The sequence below is a fragment of the Fonticella tunisiensis genome (assembly GCF_004364155.1).
Classification (GTDB): domain Bacteria; phylum Bacillota; class Clostridia; order Clostridiales; family Caloramatoraceae; genus Fonticella; species Fonticella tunisiensis.
In genome coordinates this window covers 119,697-136,242 of the sequence record NZ_SOAZ01000004.1, presented here as the reverse complement: position 1 = coordinate 136,242, position 16,546 = coordinate 119,697, and the positions used below count along the sequence as shown (strand labels likewise).

The 16,546-nt window shown below is 37.9% G+C and carries 15 protein-coding genes and 1 riboswitch; all 15 genes read right to left on the bottom strand.

The window, feature by feature from the left end:
• Nucleotides 1-18: 18 nt before the first annotated feature.
• The 15 genes from hpf to wsfD all read right to left on the bottom strand — a co-directional run bounded on the left by hpf (nucleotide 19) and on the right by wsfD (nucleotide 16,146).
• Nucleotides 19-543, bottom strand: a complete 525-nt coding sequence (hpf, locus tag EDD71_RS03835) for a ribosome hibernation-promoting factor, HPF/YfiA family (RefSeq protein ID WP_133627417.1) — start codon at nucleotides 541-543, stop codon at nucleotides 19-21.
• A gap of 1,100 nt (nucleotides 544-1,643) precedes the next feature.
• A complete protein-coding gene (locus EDD71_RS03830) occupies nucleotides 1,644-2,354 on the bottom strand; it encodes a ComF family protein (protein ID WP_133627416.1) in 711 nt (236 codons plus the stop codon).
• Complete coding sequence (locus EDD71_RS03825) at nucleotides 2,327-3,964, bottom strand: hypothetical protein (protein WP_133627415.1); 1,638 nt, start codon at nucleotides 3,962-3,964, stop codon at nucleotides 2,327-2,329. The genes EDD71_RS03830 and EDD71_RS03825 overlap by 28 nt, the downstream gene beginning before the upstream one ends.
• A 41-nt stretch (nucleotides 3,965-4,005) precedes the next feature.
• Nucleotides 4,006-6,249: an SF1B family DNA helicase RecD2 gene (gene recD2, locus EDD71_RS03820; RefSeq protein ID WP_133627414.1), complete on the bottom strand. Its 2,244-nt coding sequence runs from the start codon at nucleotides 6,247-6,249 to the stop codon at nucleotides 4,006-4,008.
• A gap of 38 nt (nucleotides 6,250-6,287) precedes the next feature.
• Nucleotides 6,288-6,827 carry a hypothetical protein gene (locus tag EDD71_RS03815; RefSeq protein ID WP_133627413.1) on the bottom strand — a complete coding sequence of 180 codons (540 nt, stop codon included), beginning with the start codon at nucleotides 6,825-6,827 and terminating at the stop codon, nucleotides 6,288-6,290.
• 194 nt (nucleotides 6,828-7,021) lie between these two features.
• The gene (locus tag EDD71_RS03810; protein WP_133627412.1) at nucleotides 7,022-7,177 is read right to left on the bottom strand and encodes a YvrJ family protein; all 156 of its coding nucleotides are present in this window, start codon (nucleotides 7,175-7,177) and stop codon (nucleotides 7,022-7,024) included.
• Between the two features lie 78 nt (nucleotides 7,178-7,255).
• Nucleotides 7,256-7,801: a permease gene (locus tag EDD71_RS03805; protein WP_133627411.1), complete on the bottom strand. Its 546-nt coding sequence runs from the start codon at nucleotides 7,799-7,801 to the stop codon at nucleotides 7,256-7,258.
• Nucleotides 7,798-8,283: a permease gene (locus tag EDD71_RS03800; protein ID WP_133627410.1), complete on the bottom strand. Its 486-nt coding sequence runs from the start codon at nucleotides 8,281-8,283 to the stop codon at nucleotides 7,798-7,800. Before EDD71_RS03800 ends, EDD71_RS03805 begins: the two co-directional genes overlap by 4 nt.
• Before the next feature lie 150 nt (nucleotides 8,284-8,433).
• Nucleotides 8,434-8,997: a histidine phosphatase family protein gene (locus tag EDD71_RS03795; protein WP_133627409.1), complete on the bottom strand. Its 564-nt coding sequence runs from the start codon at nucleotides 8,995-8,997 to the stop codon at nucleotides 8,434-8,436.
• A 258-nt stretch (nucleotides 8,998-9,255) separates the two neighbouring features.
• A complete protein-coding gene (locus tag EDD71_RS03790; protein WP_133627408.1) occupies nucleotides 9,256-11,103 on the bottom strand; it encodes an APC family permease in 1,848 nt (615 codons plus the stop codon).
• Between the two features lie 299 nt (nucleotides 11,104-11,402).
• Nucleotides 11,403-11,621, bottom strand: coding sequence for a DUF2922 domain-containing protein (locus tag EDD71_RS03785; RefSeq protein WP_133627407.1), 219 nt, complete (start codon nucleotides 11,619-11,621; stop codon nucleotides 11,403-11,405).
• A 35-nt stretch (nucleotides 11,622-11,656) separates the two neighbouring features.
• Nucleotides 11,657-11,881: a DUF1659 domain-containing protein gene (locus tag EDD71_RS03780; protein ID WP_133627406.1), complete on the bottom strand. Its 225-nt coding sequence runs from the start codon at nucleotides 11,879-11,881 to the stop codon at nucleotides 11,657-11,659.
• A gap of 611 nt (nucleotides 11,882-12,492) precedes the next feature.
• Nucleotides 12,493-13,680: a methionine adenosyltransferase gene (metK, locus tag EDD71_RS03775; RefSeq protein WP_133627405.1), complete on the bottom strand. Its 1,188-nt coding sequence runs from the start codon at nucleotides 13,678-13,680 to the stop codon at nucleotides 12,493-12,495.
• A gap of 78 nt (nucleotides 13,681-13,758) precedes the next feature.
• Nucleotides 13,759-13,866: riboswitch (SAM riboswitch) on the bottom strand.
• A 348-nt stretch (nucleotides 13,867-14,214) separates the two neighbouring features.
• Complete coding sequence (locus EDD71_RS03770; protein WP_133627404.1) at nucleotides 14,215-14,595, bottom strand: YkvA family protein; 381 nt, start codon at nucleotides 14,593-14,595, stop codon at nucleotides 14,215-14,217.
• Between the two features lie 72 nt (nucleotides 14,596-14,667).
• Nucleotides 14,668-16,146, bottom strand: coding sequence for a glycan biosynthesis hexose transferase WsfD (gene wsfD / locus EDD71_RS03765; protein ID WP_133627403.1), 1,479 nt, complete (start codon nucleotides 16,144-16,146; stop codon nucleotides 14,668-14,670).
• Nucleotides 16,147-16,546: the final 400 nt, after the last annotated feature.

Below are 16,546 nucleotides of genomic sequence, written 5' to 3'. Positions count from 1 at the left end.
CATCCTTGTACACACCTGTTAAAATTCCGGTTCTATTAAGCCGTAGTTTCCGTCTTTTCTCTTATATACTACGTTTACTTCCTCTGAATCCGAGTTCTGGAAAACGAAGAAGTTGTGTCCTAAAAGGTCCATTTGAAGTATTGCCTCTTCAACATCCATAGGCTTTATTGCAAACCTTTTGGTTCTAACTACCTGAGGTTCCTTATCCTCCTCATTATATCTCGGCACATCTGTAAACCTTAGGGTGCCCTCATGAATTCTTTTTTCCAGCTTTGTTTTATGTTTTATAATCTGCCTTTCCAGCTTTTCAACTACGTTATCTATGGATGAATACATATCTCCAGTTGTTTCTTCTCCCCTTAAAATTACTCCATTGAAAGGAATCGTAACTTCTATTGTCTGGTTAGTTTTTTGAACTCCCAAAGTTACATGGACCTCAACCTCGGGGCCGAAGTACTTGTCAAGCTTTCCAAGCTTCCTTTCAACTGTGTCTCTTAAAGCATCAGTTAAGGCTATGTTCTTCCCTGTAATCATAAACTTCATAAAATCTACCCCTTTCATTATGATGTTAAGGGACTCCTTTTATTTATATATATTCTAATATTTTTTTCCAAGAAGTTCAATATATATGTCAAAATATTTTAAATAATTACATATTGTCCTAAAATGTATATTTATTTTACAAATCGAATATTCAATGTATAAAATAATTTGTTTAACGCTGTTGATAACCCTTATGTTCCCATGTGGATAATGTTAAAAGTCCCTGTGGATAATGTTAATAACAATGTGAATAACCTTGTCTACCTATATTTCTGCATCCATATCTTTGTGGATTAATTGTAGATATTTTGACCATACCGAACACATCGCATATGCAAAATTATATTACCACATAAATATTTTATCCAGTTGAATGTTTTTTATGAAAATAACAATTTAACGCGTTGTGTTAGATAAATTTATAGATCGATGCTGCAATAAAAAATATATTTCATTCACCAGTACGCTTAGCAAAGAAGTTCTAAGGCTCGGGATTTGAAAAATCAAGAACTTTCGTTAAACTCGCTTCTCTTAAGTCACGAAAGTTCTAGGATTTTTCTGCATCCCTTCGCCAAGAACTTCTAGTTGCCCGCTTTATGTGAATTTCATATATTTTTTATCTCCGCTAGGTACTGCAAAACGTTAAGGTAAATATAAAAGCTTTCTTAGCTCAAGTTTAGATTATTACTAATGAAACTGTTTTCATAATCTTGTGGTGAGTTTTATTTCATGTATAGCTAGTTTTATTTTAAAAAACGCTGTGATAAAAAATATATTGCTCTCACGACTACGCCTTACAAAGAAGTTTCAGGTGAGAGAATGCAGAAAAAACCTGGCCATTCAGCCAGGTTTTTTGCAGATATAATAAAGATAACGCTAATTAGCTGACCTGGTCTTTGCCCCCACACCCGCCTGCTGGAGGTTTTGCTTAAGGTTTATTCCTCTCACTAATCCCCCTCTCGAGGCCTAATGCCCCGGCAGGACTTACTTCTAAACCGCACCATGCTCACCAAACTTTGTTTGGCTTACGTGGATCGTTTCGCCTGCGGCTGGCATCGATTTTCAACCACAGACCTAATTAGCATATATCTTTATAAACTTTATATGGATTTTGCAAAGGATAGGGCTAAAACATATTTTGCTCCCCTAAGCTTAATCTCCTCTGCGCAATAATGCATTGTAGCTCCAGTTGTAATCACATCATCAACGAGAAGCACTGACTTCCCATGAAGGTCTGAGTTACATGAAAAACTACCCTTAACATTATACCATCTTGCTCCTGCATCATACAATACTTGAGAGGGTGTATCCCGGGTTTTTGAAAGAAGTTTTTTCACAGGAATATTTACAAGATTTGAAAGTTCATTTGCTATAAGCTCTGCCTGGTTATACCCTCTTTTTTTCATCCTTGCATCTGATGCAGGTACCGGCACAATTATATCATATGCCGATACACTCTCACTTAAAACTCTCTCCATCATCGCCGCCATAGAAAGGGCAATTTCCCTATAGCCATTATATTTTAACCTGTGAACCATTTCCCTTGCGATACCCTCATAAAAACATATGGACATCCACCCGTCAAAAGCAGGATCTATTCCTAAGGGGTTTGAGGCTGCACCATTAAAAACATCATCCCTATCCATATCCCCTATAAACTTTAGTTGGGACAGGCAGCTGCTGCAAAGGTAAAGACTGTTATCCTCCTTTAAAACCCTTCTGCATATGCTGCAGCTTGAAATCTCCGGATAGAAAACCTCCAAAAGGCATGAAAATAAATATTCTATCTTTTTATATAACCCTTCTCCCATGCTAACTTGTTTAAACCTCTTATGGTTGATTTTGCCAGGGACATTGCCTCACTTTCATCCGATGAGACAAAAACAACCTCCCCGATATTCCTCTTATCGTGCATCACAGCCATTGCCGCCATGTTTACCAGTGTATCAACCCTGTATGCAGGGTGATTGCTGTACATTACAATAACGTTAACATCCTCCATAATATGAAGGGTATCCTTGAAGTCCGTAGAGATCAATATCTTACATTCCCCCTTCTTAAAGGCCATAAAGGGAGTCTTTTTCCTGTCGGTTGATATATCAACGATATCCCTTTCAATACCCTCCATTGCAGTTAGATAGTAATAAATCCTATGGATCCCTTCCTCATCTGGTACGAATATTATTATGCGGGAGTTCTGATTCATTGCCCATTTAATAACATCCATTACCATGGGAGGGATGAACGGGTCATTTCCCTCCAAAAACCTCGACGTTATCATTCTTGGTTCTGGTATGGGATTTCTAACTGGTGATACAGGTATTTCAATCATCTCGGGTGAGCCTTTAAATATCTTCCTGTTGCTTCTAGTGGGACAGCAGGTTATGTTTACAAATTTCCCCCTTTCCTTTGCAGCCCTTTCGCCTAAAAAATAAATATTGGCCAAGGGCTTCTCGATAAAGGAATATCTCTCATCCAGGATAACAAGGTCAAAGGCCTTGTAAAAGCATGGGTAATCATTGTATGAGCATATTGCCACGTCAAGCTCCCTGAAGTTTTGGAAAAAGCCATCGGTGCTGTCAATTCTTGCCCCCTTAAGCATACTTCTCAAACCTTCTTTAACTTCAAATATTAGTGAATTTGATGTGATATAAAGTACCTTTCTGCCCTTTCTAATTACGTCTCCAATGCCCTCCAAAAGCACATCATATTCGAAGGAGTTTGGGGCAGTCCATATAAATGCTAGATCCTTTCTGGAGTTTACAAAGGCCTTAAACCTTTCCCCGGCATTTTTAACAACATCAGAAAGCTTCCTTTTTTTTATTTCTATCCTCCTGGGTGTATCAAGGTTATAGTTATCAGCTGCATAAAGAAGTATATCGTCATCCTTAAATCCATAGCAGCAGCCTCCACAGCTTTCCCTGCTGCACAGAAAACATACCCTTTTGTTTCTAATCCTTTTAACGGCAGGCACCATCTTTATACGCCTTTCACAATAAAGTGCCTGTATTATATCCGTGATTTCATGATAGCTTATATTCATTTTATCATGAAAATCCAAAAGCCTGTCGAGGGTTATGATTTTCCCAACGATAAACTCCTCAACCCTTGAAATATCCTCAAGAGGTGGAAGGGTAAATCCATCGGATACCCTTATTTCAACCCTCTTTATGTTATGTTTTTTAAATATGTTGTTTATAAAAAGGCTTTCGGATGATACTATCCTTCCTAAAATTGATGACTTGCCATATATCCTTCTCAATAACTCTTCGCCCTTTTCAAAGGGAATAGGATCGGAGATGATGTCCATTCTGTTTATTTTTCTTGTTCTTTTCAATATCTCATAATCCACCCGGGGATTTAATGACATATCGTAAAGGTATCCACCGCTTCCCTTTGCCCTATATATAACAACATCCATGTTTACACTCCCCTTTAAGGCACAATAAAATATGCTTACTTTCAATCACCCATTTCCCTTTGCGAAGCCGATATCAAATTGACATAGCTTGTAATTCTCTCCCTGAGGCCTGAATATCTCTGTATTATTGTATTATTATTTATCATGTTTAGAAGTGCCTGTCGCATACCAACAAGTATCACAAGCTTTTTAGCCCTGGTAACCCCCGTATATATAAGGTTTCTTGCCATAAGCATTGGAGGACCGTAGGTTACAGGAATTACAACAACGGGAAACTCACTTCCCTGGCTTTTATGAATTGTAATTCCATAGGCAAGCTCAAGCTCATCAAGGCTTGTAAAATCATAAACAACCTTTTTATCATCAAATATTACTGTCACTGTCTGATTCTCTTCATCTATCTCATCGATATAACCTATATCTCCATTATAAACTCCTGTTCCCTTTACAACCTCTAAGCCATCCACCGATGTCCACTCAATGTTGTAGTTGTTTTTTATCTGCATAACCTTATCCCCTTCTCTAAAGACATAATCCCTGAAGCTCTTTTCTTTTTTATCTTGAGAAGGAGGATTTAAAATGTTTTGAAGCCTCACATTGAGGTTATATATCCCGGTCTCTCCCTTTCTCATAGGGGAAAGCACCTGAATATCCTTCATTGGATCAAACCTGTTTTTAAAGGCGGGAAGTCGCCTGCTTACAAGCTCCAGTATCTCCTCAACTATAAGCTGCGGATTGTTCTTCTGTATAAAGAAAAAGTCCTTTTCTCTGTCGTTTAGTATAGGCATTTCACCGTTGTTTATTTTGTGTGCGTTTAGAGTTATAAGGCTCTCATCGGACTGCCTGAAAATCCTGTTGAGCCTTACGACGCTTATTGCACGGCTCTCTATTATGTCCCTTAATACGTTTCCGGGGCCCACGGATGGAAGCTGATCAACGTCACCTACTATTATAAGCCTTGTAGATGGTGCCACAGCCTTAAGGAGGCTGTTCATGAGAAGTATGTCAACCATCGATGCCTCATCTATTATGATTACATCGGTTTCAATTGGATCCCCTTCATCCTTTGCAAATACATTTCCATGTTCGTCAGGCATAAACTCCATTTCAAGGAGCCTGTGAATGGTTTTAGCTTCATAGCCGGTTGTCTCCGTTATCCTCTTTGCAGCCCTTCCCGTTGGAGCCGCAAGAACTATGTGCATTCCCCTCTTTTCAAATATCTTTATTATACATTTAATTATTGTCGTCTTTCCCGTTCCAGGACCCCCGGTTATGACACATACGCCATTTTTAACCCCTTCCATTATTGCCAATTTTTGTTCCTCAGCAAAGGTTATGTCGTTTTCATCCTCGTATTCCTTTATTTCCTCCTCTATTGTGTCGAAATTTTCCCTCACCTTTTGAAGCGAAAGCTCTATAAGCCGTTTGGCAACACCGAGTTCAGAATAATAAAAGGAATTAAGGTAAACCACCTGTTCACCATCCACCTGTTCAATTACAACCTGCTTTGATGCAGAAAGGCTGATTAGGGCATCCTCCACGAGGTCCGGAGGGACGTTTAAAAGCCTTGCACATTCATCAAGAAGCATAAGCCTTGGAAGGTAAACGTGGCCGTTAGACGTGCTCAGGTTCAGTACATATTTTATACCTGCCATGACTCTTGAGAGTGAGGATGGATCTACTCCCAGGTTTCGGGCTATCTTGTCTGCCGTCTTAAAACCTATTCCAGATATGTCGTCGCAGAGCCTATATGGGTTTTCCTTAACGGTCTTTATCGTGTTCTGTCCATATTTTTTATATATCTTAATTGCATAGGTTGCTGTTATCCCATAGCTCTGGAGAAAAACCATAACTTGCCTGAGCTCCCTCTGCTCCTGAAAGGCCTCGGCAATTTTTGCCGCCTTCTTCTCACCTATACCCTCAACCTCCGTAAGCCTCTCGGGGTTCATCTCCATAATATCAAGGGCATCTACTCCGAACTTTTCAACTATCTTTCTGGCAGTTACGGGTCCTATTCCGGGAATAAGCCCCGATGCAAGGTACTTTTCAACTCCCTCAACAGTTGCAGGCATTATCTCCTCGCAGCTTTCAACCTTTATCTGCTGCCCGAAGGTCTGATGAAGCGTCCATTCTCCCTGAATTTTAACCCTCTGGCCCTCATTTAAAAATGGCATATAGCCAACTACTGAGATTAAATCCTTGTTGTATTTAATTTTAGCTACTGTATATCCATTTTCTTCGTTTCTGAAGACTATATGCTCAACTGTACCCTCTATTTCAACCATTACAATCTCTCCCATTTTATCATCTAGGAAGAATTATATCACAACAACATCATTCTCTCCATCGTTCTTTTAATTTCTTCAATTTGCCTTAATATTAAAGATATATCCTCCTTTGTGGCAGGGATACTTAAATAATCCAGGGCCATCTCCCTGCATAATGAGCTTTTAAATGCTTCTTCTATAATTCTTGCCATTTTAATCCTTTTTATAATCCTTCTTTTACCTTCGCAAAAAAATATTTCTTTATTGTTTTTAAGAAGAATTGTCTCTTCATTGATATTATTAATTGCATAAAAATTAACGTATCCATAGCCCGTGTCCCTGTGAACCCTTGGCTTTCTAACCTTAACGGGTATGAGAATTTCATCCCTTCCAAGGTAAAGGGGAATTAAATTCCTCTGGCCTAAAAGTTTCGAAGATTTATGCTTTACAGTTCTCATATCGAGGCATTTATCATTAAATAAATCCTTTAATGATGAATTTATTTTCTTCCTTTGTATTTCTTCCCCCTCTGTACCATAGAGGATGCAGCAGTCTCCTGTACCTTCTATATATTCAGGAATTAAACAGTAAATCATTTTTCAACCCCCAACCTGTATTTTATCCTGGACTTTTAGTCGCTAATACCACACCTATAAAAGCTCTGTAAGCCAGGATAATTTAAATACATTATATAACCGAACATATGTTCGTGTCAATTCTTAAGAATAATTAAAAATAAATATATGTATAATATCTAATTCAATAAAAAAGGATGCTTTGAAGCATCCTTTTATTTGGGGCTGTTGTTCATGGAGTTGATTGTCTTTGAAAGTTCAATTATGCTCTCCGAAAGCCTTTCAAGCTTACCTTCAAGTCTTACTAGAAGATAGATTGAGAGGGCTATTGGAAAGCCGATATTTGAAACCTGACCCAACAATTCCTCCACATCCCTCACCTCCTCAGTATATAAATTGGAGGCTTTTAGAGGAATTTACATGGGCGATTCATTATTTATTTTAATTCACTATGCATTAGCCCTTTTTTCTGCCTTCAGACAAATATCCTCCAGCTCTTTTTCACCTACCACCCATTCAACAAGATATCCCATTATTATTATCCCCGGCAAATCTACAAGAAGCCTTGTAAATGTAAATTGAAACCCAAGTGCCGTAAGCTCAAATATAAAGGTGGGTATCTTGGTTACGCACCATGCGCCCATGAATATTATTATGTTGCTGAACTTAACACCCTTCCTTAAAAGCACCTCTGTAAAGGGAAAGGCAGCATACATTGGCCCTGCGGCAAGGGAACCTATTAACATCGCAATGGCAATTCCTAAAATTCCGGAATCCTCTCCCATGTACTTCATCATCGTCTCCCTCGGCACCCAAATATCCATAAGCCCAAGAAGCACCATAACTGGGGGAACAACAGATATCATCTGTTTAAAGCTTGAGCCTGCAATGCTAAAGCTTTTAAGGCCTATTTCTCTGTTGAAAGCAGTAATTATTAAAGTGATAATTAGCATCCATATAAAAAAGGAATATCTCTTTGCAATTTTTTTAATCATAATATACCCATCACCTTCTCAACGACAAAGGCTACAATGAAGGAAAAAAGAAAAGCTATGAAATTTCTATAAAAGGCTGCTCTTTTTCCTATATATTTGGCCTCCAGCGGAAAAGTAGCTAATCCAACAAGAGTCAGAGTTGATATCAAGGCAGCCACCTGTGCATAGCCTGCACCATTTTTTAAAAGCATATCCGCCGTTTGAAAAGCCACAAAGGTTGGCATCAGGGTTATGGAACCTACTGCCGCTGAAACGAAAACCCCAAAGATGCCTGATTTACTTCCTATTATATTGGATATAACCTCAGGCTTTAGAACAGCCAGCATCAGGCCAACTACAAGGATTATTCCAAGGAACTGGGGCATCATGTTCTCCAGGAATTTCCATGCCCCTTTAAGTGCTTGTCGTGTTTTACCCTTATCCTTTATATGTGATATTATAAGCAGCAAAATTGCTGAACCATAGAGAATTAAGGTTGTCACATATCTTCCCCCCAGAACATGATACCCTCCGAAAGAAGGTTAAACCATTAAATATTAATATAATATTAACGATGTGGAAGATATGTGATTGTCTCAAAAAAGCAAAATACCTGCAGATTATCTTAAAGCAAGCTGCAGGTACCCAATTTATCATTTAATTTCAATTTCTTCTATGGATTCAAGCTCAATATCATTGAATTTAAAGCATAGTATATATGGCATTTTATCAACAATACTCCAGAAATCGTCATATCCAAAATCAGGGTTGAAATAGTTTATGATTGCACTTAATGCAGTCCCATGTGTTCCAATGGCCACACTTTTCCCTTGATTATTCCTTATTACATCAAAAAGTGCGGAGATATTTCGCTTCTGAACTTCCCTCAGGGATTCTCCTCCAGAAAGTTTAAAATCAAAATCATCCCACTGTTTTTTAGAGAAGGCTTTAAAATCCTCTACCCACTCCCCTACTCGGCGCTCACGAAAATCGTTTACAGTTATAATTTCCAATCCAGCATTGCAGGCAAAATCCTTTATAGTATCTATAGCCCTCTTAAAGGGACTGGAGTATATCGCTGTAATGTTTTTATCCATTAACGCCCGTGTAACTCTCTTAGAATCCGCAATCCCTTTTTCCGACAGGGGACGAATCAAGTCATCCTTTATTGAAAAGTCTGGCTCAGCATGTCGTACAAAATAAACACATGTTTTCATTTTTTTATTCCCCCCAATGTTCCTTATAATTAAATCTAAATTTGCCTTGAATATCAGCACTTCCCCCACCAAAGGCTAACGGATGGACACGGAGGCTCATCCTGTGTTACTATTGCTGCGCAGCCCATTTTGTGCATAAATATTATAAAAACAGCGCTGCTTTCCTCAATTATATGACTGTATTCCGTATTTTACAATAAATTTATGAAAAAGCGCCAATCCCTCCTAAGGAATTGGCGCTTTTGTTGTTTATGCTGTTTATATTTCATCGTCTTTTAAATGGTATGGATAGGTTGAAACTACAACATTTTCATTTCTTAACAGGGTTTCCCTAATAAAAAAGCTAGTATGATTGTGCAGTAGCTGCCCCCACCACTTATGAGTTATAAATTCCGGTAAAACAACCGTTATCCTGTTGCCTTCCCCTGCTGCATTTGCTATATCATTTATATATTTTAACAGCGGTGTCAATATAGCTCTATATGGAGAATATTTAGCAACAAGGGCTATATCAGTATTTAATTCTGACCATCTAGACTTTAATTTGTCTAAAGCCTGCAGGTCCGTTGAAATATTAATAGCTATCACATTGTCAGTAATGCTTCTAGCATATTGCAGAGCGTTTATTGCAGCTTTATTTAAACTGGCAATGGGAACTATCATTATGTGGTTAACCTTACTATTCAGGTTTATTTTAGCTAAATCTTCCTTACTAATTCTTAACATATCAGCTACAACATCATAATGTTTTTTAATCGATATCATGGAAAGTACAATTACTGGTATAAGCACCGTTACTATCCAGGCACCTTCAGAAAACTTCTCAAATACAATAATTAAAGTTGTTAATATTGTAATGCCTGCACCTATTCCATTTATAGTAACACGCTTTTTCCATCCCTTTTCCCTGCTTTTTCTCCAATTAATAACCATTCCTATTTGAGCCAGGGTAAAGGATAGAAAAACACCTACTGAATATAATGGAATTAACCTATGGGTTGTAGCATTAAATATCACAACTAGCAGACAAGCAACTAAAGCCAGAACCACTATCCCTACTGATAGGCTTAATCTCTTTCCCTTTATGGTAAATTGTCTTGGAGCAAAACCATCTCGAGCAATTACATACATTAACATTGGAAAACCTGTAAAAGCTGTATTGCAAGCCATAATTAATATGATGGCAGTAGTAAATTGAACTACATAGAACATAAAAGTCCTACCAAAAACCCCATAAGCTATTTGAGCAACGACGGTAGGATAGCCCACTGGAATTGCATGGTAGAACCTTGCAAGTAAGGAAGTTCCACCAAAGATAAAAAGGATCAAGGAAGATAACAGTATCATAACGATTTTAGCATTTTTTTGGCTTGGTTCTTTGAAATTAGGAACGGAGTTACTTACTGCCTCTAACCCTGTCAGGGCTGAACATCCTGACGAAAATGCCCTGAGAATTAAAAACAAACTTAACTCTCCAGTTGCCTTAATCTGTTCATTTATCATTGGGGCTGGAGCTCCGTAAATTGTATATTTTATCATTCCATAAATTATCATAATAATCATACTGATTATGAATAAATAAGTTGGTACACTAAAAATCCTTGATGATTCACTTATACCTCTCAAATTTAAAATAGTTAGTATAATAATTAGCCCTACAACTAGTTCTACTTTATATTGGCTTAAATTAGGAAATGCAGATATTATTGCCGCAACTCCTGCACTGGCGCTAACAGCCACAGTGAGTATATAATCAATCAACAGGGAAGCTGCAGCAATTAAACCCGATCTTATCCCAATGTTTTCCTTTGCAACTATATATGCTCCCCCGCCATGAGGATAGGCTTTTATAATCTGTATATAGGATATGGTAAGTATAAATAACAAGCCTATAATAGCCAAGGATATCCATCCAAGCCATGTGTATGACATTAACCCTATTGTTCCTATGAGAACAATAAGAATTTCTTCCGCAGCATAAGCTACTGAAGAAATTGCATCGCTTGCCATAACAGCCAGTCCAAAAGGAATATTATACTTTTCACTGGATGTTTGTTCATTAGGTAATGGTTTGCCAATTAGTATGTCGAAAAGTTTTTTAATCATAGATCTACCCTTTCTATTTCTGTGTTTCCAATTGTTTAACGGATTTAATTATACCTTGCTATTAAGTAAAATCAAAAGAAAACAGAGCCTTAATTTTATTTATTAATAGCAATAAAGTTATACAGGAACGAATTATCTTCTTTCTTCTTTATTTTGCGCAAAATTCGACAATTTGATTCGATTTTACATAATATTTTTTTCATAAAATAAACATGCAGAATGTCGCTATTTTCTATAATACATAAAACAATGATAGGAATAATAAATGAAAGAGGGCAGAATCCCTGCCCTCACATCCATTATCTTACTGCGACCTCCTGAACATCCCTTGATATGATGTTTGCCTCCATCAGCGCTACCAGATCTCCCCCGGTGCTTTCGAATATGTTTTTGGTTATTATAAGCTGCATAAGGTTTTTTATTTCTTCAGAGGTCAAACCATCCCTGACCTCCGGAATGTTTATGGTAACGTTTTTACCAGCCTGATTCTGGAAAACCAATTGGAGCGTCTTTGCCATTCCCATCACCTCCCTTCACCTATTTATAAACTGGTTTAAGCGTTTATGAGTTCTTCAGTGTCCTGCCTCATAATGCTTTCAACCGCCGGGCTTAAAACCCCTGCAATGGCCTGTGCCACGTCAAACACGTCCTGATCAGCTGCCTGAGATTTAACCTTTTTAATGCTTATACTTCTAAAGGTATCATTTCCCAGGGCATCAGTACCGGTCTTAACCTTTATAACCAGTGCTGAAGTAAGTCCCATAGCGCTTACTGCCATCCTGTTCACCCCCTTTCACCTATATAAGTTGAGGGAAGGTGGAAAATTTATATATAAAAAAACAAAAAATTTAAGGCAGCCTTTTTACAGACTGCCCTAATAACTATACAGACGTTGTACTTTTCTCCTGTTCATCAAAATAAAACTTATCGTTTTCCATCTGCTTCATATTAATGATTTTTCCATATTCACTTATTTACTTTCCACCTCCAGCACCCCAACTCCTGAAAATTAAGGGGTGCCGGCCTTGCGGAAAGCAATAATATTAATAGGATGGGGGTGAAATTGCTAGATATTATATTAATTTAACTCGTTGTGCCAGATAAATTTACAGACCGACGCTGCGATAAAAAATATATTTCATTCACCAGTACGCTTAGCAAAGAAGTTCTAAGGCTCGGAATTTGAAAAATGTGAATTTCATATATTTTTTATCTCCGCCCAATTCCTGAACTAGCACAACAAGTTAATTTACCTACAATTTCATTATAAAATATAGAATAAAATTAAGATGTGATTATAATCAAATTTGGTATTTAATTTAATTAGTTGTGCTGGGTAAGTTTACAGATAGGCGCTGCGATAAAAAAAGCCCCAATATGGGGCATTTTTTACATATCAGCTATAAGCTTCTTTATTTCATCAACCTTATCAAGCTTTTCCCATGGAAGGTCAACATCTGTTCTTCCAAAATGACCGTATGCTGCCGTTTGCCTGTATATTGGCCTTCTAAGGTTGAGCTGCTTTATTATGGCTGCTGGTCTAAGGTCAAATACTTTATTTATTATTTCGATTATCTTATCCTCTGATATTTTTCCCGTTCCAAAGGTATCAACTTCTATTGATACGGGCCTTGCAACACCTATAGCGTATGCAACTTCTATTTCAAGCTTATCAGCAACGCCTGCAGCAACAAGGTTCTTGGCAACCCACCTTGCAGCATATGCAGCTGAGCGGTCAACCTTTGTTGGGTCCTTTCCTGAGAAGGCACCGCCACCGTGTCTTCCATATCCGCCGTAGGTATCAACTATTATCTTTCTTCCTGTTAATCCAGAGTCGCCGTGGGGTCCGCCGATTACAAACCTTCCAGTTGGGTTAATGAAATATTTTGTGTTTTCATCAAGAAGGTTATGTGGAACAACCTTTCTTATAACATGCTCAATCATATCCCTTTCGATTTGTTCCCTTGTAACCTCAGGGCTGTGCTGGGTTGATATGACTATTGTATCTATTCTAACGGGCTTGTCGTCCTCATATTCTACAGTAACCTGAGTCTTTCCGTCAGGCCTTAAGTATTCAAGGGTACCGTTCTTTCTAACTTCTGCCAGCCTTCTTGCAAGCCTGTGGGCCATGGCAATAGGAAGAGGCATGAATTCTTCAGTTTCGTTTGTTGCAAAACCAAACATCATTCCCTGGTCTCCTGCACCAATTGCTTCTATTGCTTCCATTTCACCCTTTTTAGCTTCAAGAGCCTTGTCAACTCCCATAGCGATGTCGGCTGACTGCTCATGTATTGATGTAATAACAGCACATGTGTCAGCATCAAAGCCATACTTTGCCCTTGTATATCCGATTTCTTCAACGGTTTTTCTAACAACGCTTGGTATGTCTATGTAGCAGTTTGTTGATATTTCTCCCATAACTAAAACCATTCCAGTTGTAACTGCTGTTTCACAGGCAACTCTTGCATTTGGGTCTTTTTCGAGTATAGCGTCAAGTATTGAGTCGGAAATCTGATCGCATATCTTATCTGGATGTCCTTCTGTAACTGACTCTGAAGTAAAAAGCCTTCTTGCCATTAATATACCTCCTTTTCTAAATACCATCGATTGTAACAAAATAAAACCTCTTCTCGCGAGAAGAGGTAACTTTTCAGAACCTCATCTACCAGAATGTAACCATTCCGCAGGAATTGGCACCTTTATGGCACAGCCATCGGTTGCCGGGCTTCATCGGGCCAGTCCCTCCACCTCTCTTGATAAGGCATAACCTTTTCAATTATATTTTTCAATTTTACCTTGCAATCATAACACACCCGCATGCATTTGTCAATATTTGTTTTATTAACTCATTTAATTACATTATTATCCAAAATCCCATGATTTATTCATATGAATTTTAATTTAATTTGTTGTGCTACTCTACTCTGAAAAGTCCATTGGGATAAAAGCAGAAAATATATACAGGTAGGCGCTGCGATAAAAAATATATTTCATTCACCAGTATGCTTAGCAAAGAAGTTCTATGGCTCGGGATTTGAAAAATGTGAATTTCATATATTTTTTATCGACCCTTAGATACTGCCGAAAATAAAACTAACACAACGCATTGATTTAAAATATCCTTTTTAAAATTAAGTATATAATTAAAGCCCAAACAGCGCCGATTAAGACCACCCCATATACTCCCCTGGACTTAATATCAGAAAACCCTTCTCCCCTTTCAGCCATTTCCCGGCATTCTTCAATTACTTCTTCCGGTATGAGCTTCATGCTTACGGTAATACCAAGGGGAATTAGGAAAAGATCATCTAAATATCCTAAAACAGGTATAAAGTCCGGTATTAAATCCAGAGGGCTAAGGGCATAGGCTACCACTATAAATGTCAGTGCCTTTGCATACCATGGTGTTTTCTTATGTTTATATGCAATATATAATAAATTTATATTTTTTTTTAAACCCCTTGCCCATTCCTTTACTCTTTTTAAATCCATTTTTGCCCCCATTTGCATAAAAATTTTATGTAAATACGAATTCTCTTTTTTATAGTTCACACCCATACTTCCCTATCTTCTCAACATGCCATACGCCCTATTAAAAATCCATGTACATACCACTATAAAAACTATATCGAAGGTATAATTGAAAAGGAAAAGCTGCTTTGCTGTATCGGCTTCCCCATTTCCTATATATGGCATTGGAAACTGTAAAAGCCCTATGATTATAATAAGCCATAGAAGTTCTATTTGAAGGCGGCTTTCCATATCGTCCTTTCTTCTTATATATTCTATAATTGATGTTAAAATCACCAGAGCATAAAAAGCCACAATAAAAGCTAGGCTTCTGGGCATTATGGTGCTTCTAAAGTTCGACCACAATGTGAACCGACTAAGATGAGGTGTATATTCCTTAACTTCACCCTTCTCGAACTTTCCAAGGGAGGTTCCAGTGTCAAAGGCCTTTGAAGCTGTATATTCCATGCCCTTTATAAGCCTCGCTGGCTGGGACAGATAAAACTTCAAAAGCTTAAAGTTGCTTATTCTGTCATTGAACTCTCTTAATGTTAGTTCTGATCTGGGAACATATTTTACATATTGATTCTTTGGAAGATAGGAGTGTTTCCCTGCTTCCAAAGCCATGTCCTCAGGAAGCCCCAACTTTCTAAGATCAGCCCTGGGGTCCTCTGAACCCTTTAATACTCCATAAAATACAGAATTGTATTCAGTATCAATTCCGGTAGTAAAGCTTGTCTGAAGATATATTCCACCCACATAGAAAATCAGCATTAGGCTTGCTGCGAGGAATATCGATTTTATTTCGATAGAGGTCACAAAATCTCTTTGAAGAGAAACTATGCGGAATATAATCAAAAGCATAAAGGGTAGAGCAGGAAATACCTGGGGCTTAGATCCTAAAAATAAAAGGGCAGCCATAAAAAGAAGTAGAATCTTCTTTACATTTATTTCTTCCATATGCTTGGACACATATAGGAAACAGGAAATAAATATAATCAGCCCTGTAAACATCATAGGCTCCCCGTACAGGCTGTTAAACCATACCAGATAGTTTCCATCCATCAATATAAACAAGGATAAAGCTACAAAGAAAATGCCTGTAGCCACCCTTTTAAACCGCAACCATTTAAAGCACATGTAAAGGCTTGATATATACATTACAGTATATACAAGGGCCAAAATTTTAGTGCTAAAATATTCACTTCCTATGATTATGGCAGCCTGGCGTGCAAGGAAAATAGGATAGATCATGCTAGTTGTTGGAATGACGCCAAACAACCTGGTATAGTTCATTGGAAGTATTTTATATTCCGTTGTAACATATTTGTACCAATCAGGGGTAGTGACTTTCCCAAGTCCCGTTACAGCCATTACCCTATAAAAGTCTCCCTGGTCTGCTACACCTGGCATTGGAGGATAGAATAACACAAATAAAGCTATAAGGGCTGCACCTGCTGCTCCCACAAGGCTTAGATATTTATACTGTTTTAAACAATCCTTAGACAGTTCATTTTTTTTTCTTACAGGCATGATACCATCCTTTCATATTAAGACCACGGATATAGTAGATTAATTCGCATCGGATAAGGAAGTTCATGAACTCGCTCTCGCTCAGTTTCAGAACTAGCTATACATGAAATAAATTTCACCACAAGATTATAAAAAACGTTTTCAGTACCTAAGCGGAGATAAAAAATATATGAAATTCACATAAAGCGGGCAATTAGAAGTTCTTGGCGATGGTATGCAGAAAAATCCTAGAACTTTCGTGACTTAAGAGAAGCGAGTTTAACGAAAGTTCTTGATTTTTCAAATCCCGAGCCATAGAACTTCTTTGCCAAGCGTACTGGTGAATGAAATATATTTTTTATCGCAGCGCCGGTCCGTACATGCTTTCTACTTTTATTCAAATGAACTTTTCTGAGTAGCT

What these genes read in the sequence shown, in the direction of transcription:
- hpf (WP_133627417.1), bottom strand. Translation starts at nt 543, where the DNA reads ATGAAGTTTATGATTACAGGGAAGAACATAGCCTTAACTGATGCTTTA.
- EDD71_RS03830 (WP_133627416.1), bottom strand. Translation starts at nt 2,354, where the DNA reads ATGGGAGAAGGGTTATATAAAAAGATAGAATATTTATTTTCATGCCTT.
- EDD71_RS03825 (WP_133627415.1), bottom strand. Translation starts at nt 3,964, where the DNA reads ATGGATGTTGTTATATATAGGGCAAAGGGAAGCGGTGGATACCTTTAC.
- recD2 (WP_133627414.1), bottom strand. Translation starts at nt 6,249, where the DNA reads ATGGTTGAAATAGAGGGTACAGTTGAGCATATAGTCTTCAGAAACGAA.
- EDD71_RS03815 (WP_133627413.1), bottom strand. Translation starts at nt 6,827, where the DNA reads ATGATTTACTGTTTAATTCCTGAATATATAGAAGGTACAGGAGACTGC.
- EDD71_RS03805 (WP_133627411.1), bottom strand. Translation starts at nt 7,801, where the DNA reads ATGATTAAAAAAATTGCAAAGAGATATTCCTTTTTTATATGGATGCTA.
- EDD71_RS03795 (WP_133627409.1), bottom strand. Translation starts at nt 8,997, where the DNA reads ATGAAAACATGTGTTTATTTTGTACGACATGCTGAGCCAGACTTTTCA.
- EDD71_RS03790 (WP_133627408.1), bottom strand. Translation starts at nt 11,103, where the DNA reads ATGATTAAAAAACTTTTCGACATACTAATTGGCAAACCATTACCTAAT.
- EDD71_RS03785 (WP_133627407.1), bottom strand. Translation starts at nt 11,621, where the DNA reads ATGGCAAAGACGCTCCAATTGGTTTTCCAGAATCAGGCTGGTAAAAAC.
- EDD71_RS03780 (WP_133627406.1), bottom strand. Translation starts at nt 11,881, where the DNA reads ATGGCAGTAAGCGCTATGGGACTTACTTCAGCACTGGTTATAAAGGTT.
- metK (WP_133627405.1), bottom strand. Translation starts at nt 13,680, where the DNA reads ATGGCAAGAAGGCTTTTTACTTCAGAGTCAGTTACAGAAGGACATCCA.
- EDD71_RS03770 (WP_133627404.1), bottom strand. Translation starts at nt 14,595, where the DNA reads ATGGATTTAAAAAGAGTAAAGGAATGGGCAAGGGGTTTAAAAAAAAAT.
- wsfD (WP_133627403.1), bottom strand. Translation starts at nt 16,146, where the DNA reads ATGCCTGTAAGAAAAAAAAATGAACTGTCTAAGGATTGTTTAAAACAG.